Source organism: Acinetobacter sp. WU_MDCI_Abxd143 (genome assembly GCF_025514195.1).
GTDB classification, from domain to species: Bacteria; Pseudomonadota; Gammaproteobacteria; order Pseudomonadales; family Moraxellaceae; genus Acinetobacter; species Acinetobacter pittii_H.
On sequence record NZ_JAHPTH010000033.1, the window covers coordinates 1 to 1,617 of the forward strand.

The window sequence follows — 1,617 nt, forward strand, 5'->3', positions numbered from 1 at the left end:
TAATACCTAGAGATAGTGGACGTTACTCGCAGAATAAGCACCGGCTAACTCTGTGCCAGCAGCCGCGGTAATACAGAGGGTGCAAGCGTTAATCGGATTTACTGGGCGTAAAGCGCGCGTAGGCGGCTAATTAAGTCAAATGTGAAATCCCCGAGCTTAACTTGGGAATTGCATTCGATACTGGTTAGCTAGAGTGTGGGAGAGGATGGTAGAATTCCAGGTGTAGCGGTGAAATGCGTAGAGATCTGGAGGAATACCGATGGCGAAGGCAGCCATCTGGCCTAACACTGACGCTGAGGTGCGAAAGCATGGGGAGCAAACAGGATTAGATACCCTGGTAGTCCATGCCGTAAACGATGTCTACTAGCCGTTGGGGCCTTTGAGGCTTTAGTGGCGCAGCTAACGCGATAAGTAGACCGCCTGGGGAGTACGGTCGCAAGACTAAAACTCAAATGAATTGACGGGGGCCCGCACAAGCGGTGGAGCATGTGGTTTAATTCGATGCAACGCGAAGAACCTTACCTGGCCTTGACATAGTAAGAACTTTCCAGAGATGGATTGGTGCCTTCGGGAACTTACATACAGGTGCTGCATGGCTGTCGTCAGCTCGTGTCGTGAGATGTTGGGTTAAGTCCCGCAACGAGCGCAACCCTTTTCCTTATTTGCCAGCGAGTAATGTCGGGAACTTTAAGGATACTGCCAGTGACAAACTGGAGGAAGGCGGGGACGACGTCAAGTCATCATGGCCCTTACGGCCAGGGCTACACACGTGCTACAATGGTCGGTACAAAGGGTTGCTACCTAGCGATAGGATGCTAATCTCAAAAAGCCGATCGTAGTCCGGATTGGAGTCTGCAACTCGACTCCATGAAGTCGGAATCGCTAGTAATCGCGGATCAGAATGCCGCGGTGAATACGTTCCCGGGCCTTGTACACACCGCCCGTCACACCATGGGAGTTTGTTGCACCAGAAGTAGCTAGCCTAACTGCAAAGAGGGCGGTTACCACGGTGTGGCCGATGACTGGGGTGAAGTCGTAACAAGGTAGCCGTAGGGGAACCTGCGGCTGGATCACCTCCTTAACGAAAGATTGACGATTGGTAAGAATCCACAACAAGTTGTTCTTCATAGATGTATCTGAGGGTCTGTAGCTCAGTTGGTTAGAGCACACGCTTGATAAGCGTGGGGTCACAAGTTCAAGTCTTGTCAGACCCACCATGACTTTGACTGGTTGAAGTTATAGATAAAAGATACATGACTGATGATGTAAGCTGGGGACTTAGCTTAGTTGGTAGAGCGCCTGCTTTGCACGCAGGAGGTCAGGAGTTCGACTCTCCTAGTCTCCACCAGAACTTAAGAGAAGTTCGGATTACAGAAATTAGTAAATAGAGATTTAGATCTTGGTTTATTAACTTCTGTGATTTAAGTATCACGGTATTAAGCATGACCTGACGAAGGCATGTTTATTCATTAACAGATTGGCAAAATTGAGTCTGAAATAAATTGTTCACTCAAGAGTTTAGATTAAGCAATTAATCTGAATGAATTGAGAACTAGCAAATTAACTGAATCAAGCGTTTTGGTATATGAATTTAGATTGAAGCTGTACAGTGTTTAA

Annotated in this window: 2 tRNA genes and 1 rRNA gene; all 3 read left to right on the top strand. The window is 47.7% G+C overall.

The window, feature by feature from the left end:
- Positions 1–1,081 (top strand): 16S ribosomal RNA (locus KTI79_RS19040); the annotation flags it as partial.
- A gap of 59 nt (positions 1,082–1,140) precedes the next feature.
- Positions 1,141–1,217, top strand: a tRNA-Ile gene (locus KTI79_RS19045).
- A gap of 55 nt (positions 1,218–1,272) precedes the next feature.
- A tRNA-Ala gene (locus KTI79_RS19050) sits at positions 1,273–1,348 on the top strand.
- Positions 1,349–1,617: the final 269 nt, after the last annotated feature.